This window comes from Ferroglobus sp. (genome assembly GCF_015521575.1).
GTDB lineage: Archaea > Halobacteriota > Archaeoglobi > Archaeoglobales > Archaeoglobaceae > Ferroglobus.
The window spans coordinates 1-4,193 of the sequence record NZ_WANY01000035.1; the positions used below are offsets into that span (position 1 = coordinate 1).

Annotated in this window: 5 protein-coding genes; 4 read left to right on the forward strand and 1 reads right to left on the reverse strand. The window is 44.0% G+C overall.

Translation table 11 applies throughout. The features are described from left to right. The first annotated feature begins 236 nt into the window (after window positions 1-236). From F7C14_RS01380 to F7C14_RS01395, 4 genes are read left to right on the forward strand one after another with little or no spacing between them, the layout of a single operon-like run. Entirely contained in the window at window positions 237-1,463 is a 1,227-nt protein-coding gene (locus F7C14_RS01380; RefSeq protein WP_290899071.1) for a 2,3-bisphosphoglycerate-independent phosphoglycerate mutase, read from the forward strand. 8 nt (window positions 1,464-1,471) lie between these two features. Then, window positions 1,472-2,350, forward strand: a complete 879-nt coding sequence (locus F7C14_RS01385; protein WP_290899073.1) for an acyltransferase — start codon at window positions 1,472-1,474, stop codon at window positions 2,348-2,350. Next, a complete protein-coding gene (locus tag F7C14_RS01390) occupies window positions 2,304-2,534 on the forward strand; it encodes a DUF2095 family protein (RefSeq protein WP_290899076.1) in 231 nt (76 codons plus the stop codon). The genes F7C14_RS01385 and F7C14_RS01390 overlap by 47 nt, the downstream gene beginning before the upstream one ends. Continuing rightward, window positions 2,531-3,688: a redox-regulated ATPase YchF gene (locus F7C14_RS01395; protein WP_290899079.1), complete on the forward strand. Its 1,158-nt coding sequence runs from the start codon at window positions 2,531-2,533 to the stop codon at window positions 3,686-3,688. The genes F7C14_RS01390 and F7C14_RS01395 overlap by 4 nt, the downstream gene beginning before the upstream one ends. Here the strand turns inward: F7C14_RS01395 and F7C14_RS01400 are convergent. Next, entirely contained in the window at window positions 3,685-4,173 is a 489-nt protein-coding gene (locus tag F7C14_RS01400) for an adenosine-specific kinase (RefSeq protein ID WP_367114308.1), read from the reverse strand. The two genes, F7C14_RS01395 and F7C14_RS01400, sit on opposite strands and share 4 nt — an antisense overlap. Window positions 4,174-4,193: the final 20 nt, after the last annotated feature.

Below are 4,193 nucleotides of genomic sequence, written 5' to 3' on the forward strand. Positions count from 1 at the left end.
AAATCCTCAAAACTTTTACACGGCTTTCCACAAATTTTCGATAGCTCAACCGCCTTTGAGTATTCTTTATCATATAAGGAAACTATTTCGACTCCAAATTTTTCGGCATTTTCGACAATTATCCTTCCGAGGTTTCCGCAGCCGAGTAAGCCTACTTTCATTCGAACACGTGTTCGGTAAACGGTATTTAAATCTTGCGGGGGAAAAAATTTATTCCACACCGCTTTTTTCCTTCCATGAAAAAGGTTCTGATGATCGTAATAGACGGCGTTTCAGATCGCCCCGTCAACGGAAAAACTCCTCTTTCTTCTGCTAACAAAGAAGTTCTCGATGAACTTGCCAAAAGAGGAATAAACGGAATTATGGACACGATAGCTCCGGGAATAAGACCGGGAAGTGACACCTCTCATTTAGCTTTGCTCGGCTACGATCCGTACAAATACTACACGGGTAGAGGACCAATAGAGGCTGCTGGAGCCGGGATAGATGTCAAGCCCGGAGATGTCGCCTTTAGAGTTAATTTCGGAACTGTAAAAGGGGAAGGAAGCGTTTTCGATAAAGTCGTTGTTGACAGAAGGGCTGGGAGAATAAGCAACACGGACGAACTCGTTGAAGCTATAAACGAAAATGTGAAGCTCGAAGTGGAATTCATTTTAAAGAGGGGAAGTGGACATAGAGGAGCTCTCGTTTTAAGAGGGGAGAACTTGTCGGACAAGATAACAGATACAGATCCGAAAAAGATAGGAGAAAAAGTGAAAAAATGCGTTCCTCTTAGCGAAGAGGCTGAATTTACGGCTAAAATCGTTAACGAGTTCATGGAAAAAACTCACGAGATTCTTGACAACCATCCCTTCAACATTGAAAGGGAGAAAAGAGGAGAACTAAAAGCCAACGTCCTTCTTTTGAGAGGTGCTGGAAAAGTTCCCCACGTTCCAAGCTTTAAGGAGCGTTACGGAATGAAGCTTGCTGTTGTTGCCGGAACGACGCTGATAAAGGGAGTTGGAAGAATTCTTGGAGGGGATGTAATAGAACACGAAAGAATAACCGGTGGAAAGGACACCGACTTAAATTTAAAGGTTAAACTTGCCTTGGAAGCTCTAAACTCCCACGATTTCGTTCTTCTTCATATAAAAGCTACCGACGAATACGGACATGACGGTGATTTCGAAGGAAAGATGAAGTTCATAGAGAAGATTGACAGAGCTTTAAAGCCAGTGCTTAATTTAGACTTCAGCAACGTTTGCTTGGTCTTATGCGGAGATCACAGCACGCCGGTGACAATCAAAGAGCACACCGCCGATGCTGTGCCGATAACCATAGTTTACGAGGGCGTGAGGGTTGACGATATCGAGGAATTCAACGAGCTCACAGCCTATAAAGGCGGGCTTTGCAGGATAAGGGGACTGGATGTTATGAACATCGTGCTTGATTTGATAGATAAAGCTAAAAAGTTTGGAGCTTAAGGCAAACTATGCTTGAAGTTTTCAGGGTCAACTCAGCGAAGTTCGATGAGGGGATGCTTTACCACGAAGGAGACGTGATAGTAGGAGCGAACTCCAAACTCGACTACGGCGTTTCTGGAAGGAAAGTCGTTATAGGAGAGAGGTGTCACATTAAGGGAGATGTAGTTTGCGAGGAGGTAAGGCTCGATTCTTGGGTAACGATTGACGGAAGCGTTTTTTGCAAGGGAGACGCATACATAGGAGAATTTTCTTCGATAAATGGAAAGCTCGTCGTTTACGGAAATTTGGAGATTGGCAGGAATGTTAGGATAAAGGAAGGGTTCGAAGCAAAGGGTTTGATAACGATTCAAGATCCCCTTCCAATAATAATTTTCCTTTTCGTTTACATACTCGAACTTCTGAGACTTGGGAGGATTGAAGAGGTGGAAAAACTCTTTGAAGAGGACTTCGAAAATCCGTTGATAATTCCGGAAAACAGCAAGCTTTCTTTAGAGTTCATCGAACTGAATGCAAACGCTGAGATAGCATCTTCGAGAGTTGTCGGAAACCTCAGGGGGAAGAATATACTGCTGAGGGACTGCGAGATATTCGGGAGTGTTAAGGGGAGAGATATCGCTATAACTTCTTCGAAGGTACACGGAGCGGTGGAGGGTAGAAAGGTCTACATCGCAAGGGAAAGCGAGATTTACGGATTCGTAAGAGGGGAAGAAGTCTTCATGGAGGAAGGTTGCAGCGTTGAGGGGAGTATTGTGGGAAGGAAAGGTGTGTGGATTAAGGAGAATGTTGAGATTCCGGAGTTGATCAAAATTGATGAGCTGGGACAGAGAGAAGTTCAGGAGGATGTTTCCGAACCTGTATCGGGAGATAGAGTCAGCCAAAGTTCCTGATGTTTTGGACCACTTGGAAAGGTGCAAAACTGAAGATGAGGCGATCGAGATTATAGAGTACTTCGAAAAGAAAGGTGAGATAACGAGGGAGTTTGCAAACTTTCTGAAGAGTAACAAAACGCTCTTGCGATCTTTAATTGGAACAAGAGAAGCAGGAGAGTACGAGAGGTGGGGACTTAGATGATAGAAATCGGCTTAGCCGGAAAGCCAAACGCCGGAAAATCCACTTTTTTCAGAGCCTCAACAATGGCCGATGCGGAAATAGCGGATTATCCCTTCACGACGATAGAGCCGAATGTCGGTGTCGCTCACGTTAGAGTTGAGTGCGTTTGCAAAGAGCTTAACGTCTATCCCTGCGGAAACTGCGTTGAGGGGTGGAGGTTCATTCCGGTAAAAATCATAGACGTTGCTGGATTAGTTCCGGAGGCTCATAAGGGTAGAGGTCTGGGAAATGCTTTCCTTGACAACTTAAGGCAGGCTGATGCGATCATTCATGTAGTGGACGCAAGCGGATCAACTGATGAAGAGGGAAACGTGGTTGAAGTGGGAGCGAGAGATCCGATAAAAGACGTGAAGTTTTTGGAAGAAGAGCTGGACATGTGGCTTTTCGGAATTTTAAAGAGAAATTGGGACAAAATTATCAGGAGAATTCGCATGGAGAAGAGAGACCCGGCAAAGTACTTGGCTGAAAATTTGGCTGGACTGGGATTCAATGAGGTTATGGTAAAAGAGGCGACGAGGAATGTGGATATATTCAGCATTAGCGATGAAGAGCTGCTATCTTTAGCTAAAAAGCTCAGAAAGATTAGATTTAAATCGATAATAGCGGCAAACAAAGCCGACAAAGCTCCAGAGGAGTTCATTAGTAAACTCATAAAAATCGGCGCAATACCGTGCTCAGCTTACTACGAATTGGCTTTAAGGATGGCGGCGAAAAACAACTACATCAAGTACCTTCCCGGGGATGAAGATTTCAAAATCTTGAAAGAACTCAACGAGAAGCAGAGAAACCTACTTGAGAAAATCAGAAATTTCATGAAAAGATTCGGAGGAACGGGGGTTCAAAGGATCATAAACAAGGTGGTTTTCGATGAGCTAAATTATATCGTGGTTTATCCGGTCGAGGACGAGAACAAGTACACCGACACGAAAGGCAACGTTTTGCCGGATGCTTTGCTCGTAAAAAAAGGGACTACCGCAAGGGAACTTGCCTACAAAATTCACACAGAAATCGGAGAAAAGTACATCTACGCAATAGATGCAAAAAAGAAGAGGAGAATCTCAGAAGATTACGAACTTAAACACAACGATGTGATAAAGATAGTTTCGGCTGCTTAGTCAAGTTTGTATCCGAGTTTTTCGACCAGCTCTCTCCTTTCCCTCTTCTGTTCTTCGTTTTCTATAGCATTTACAGCCTGTCCGTCCACAACTCCAAGAACAGCCCTTCCAAGCTCAGTTTCAGCTACTATCACCTCCATCGGATTGGCAGAAGCAGCGTATATGTTGCAGACAGCTGGATGCTGTTTTATGGTGTTAAGAACGTTTATCGGAAAAGCGTTCTCTACGAAAACGACGAAAACGTGGCTTGCTCCGATGTTTAACGCGTTTTTTGCAGCCAATTCTTTGAGCTTTTCGTCGTTGCCAGTTACTCTCGTTAGTTTTGGAGCCGCTTCGTTCATAGCTACAGCGCACTTTATGTTCGGCACAGCCGTTAGCAAAGCTCTGAAGATGTCGTCGCAGGTGAAAATTGTAAAGTTCGCCTGCCCGATAATTACTTGGTACTTGTTCTCCGGATTTTCTATCTTCACCGCTTCAAGTTTCATAAGTTTTATTCTTAGAAGAG

Excerpts from the sequence above, each read along its gene's own strand:
- F7C14_RS01380 (WP_290899071.1), top strand. The coding sequence starts at position 237 with ATGAAAAAGGTTCTGATGATCGTAATAGACGGCGTTTCAGATCGCCCC.
- F7C14_RS01385 (WP_290899073.1), top strand. The coding sequence starts at position 1,472 with ATGCTTGAAGTTTTCAGGGTCAACTCAGCGAAGTTCGATGAGGGGATG.
- F7C14_RS01390 (WP_290899076.1), top strand. The coding sequence starts at position 2,304 with ATGTTTCCGAACCTGTATCGGGAGATAGAGTCAGCCAAAGTTCCTGAT.
- F7C14_RS01395 (WP_290899079.1), top strand. The coding sequence starts at position 2,531 with ATGATAGAAATCGGCTTAGCCGGAAAGCCAAACGCCGGAAAATCCACT.
- F7C14_RS01400 (WP_367114308.1), bottom strand. The coding sequence starts at position 4,173 with ATGAAACTTGAAGCGGTGAAGATAGAAAATCCGGAGAACAAGTACCAA.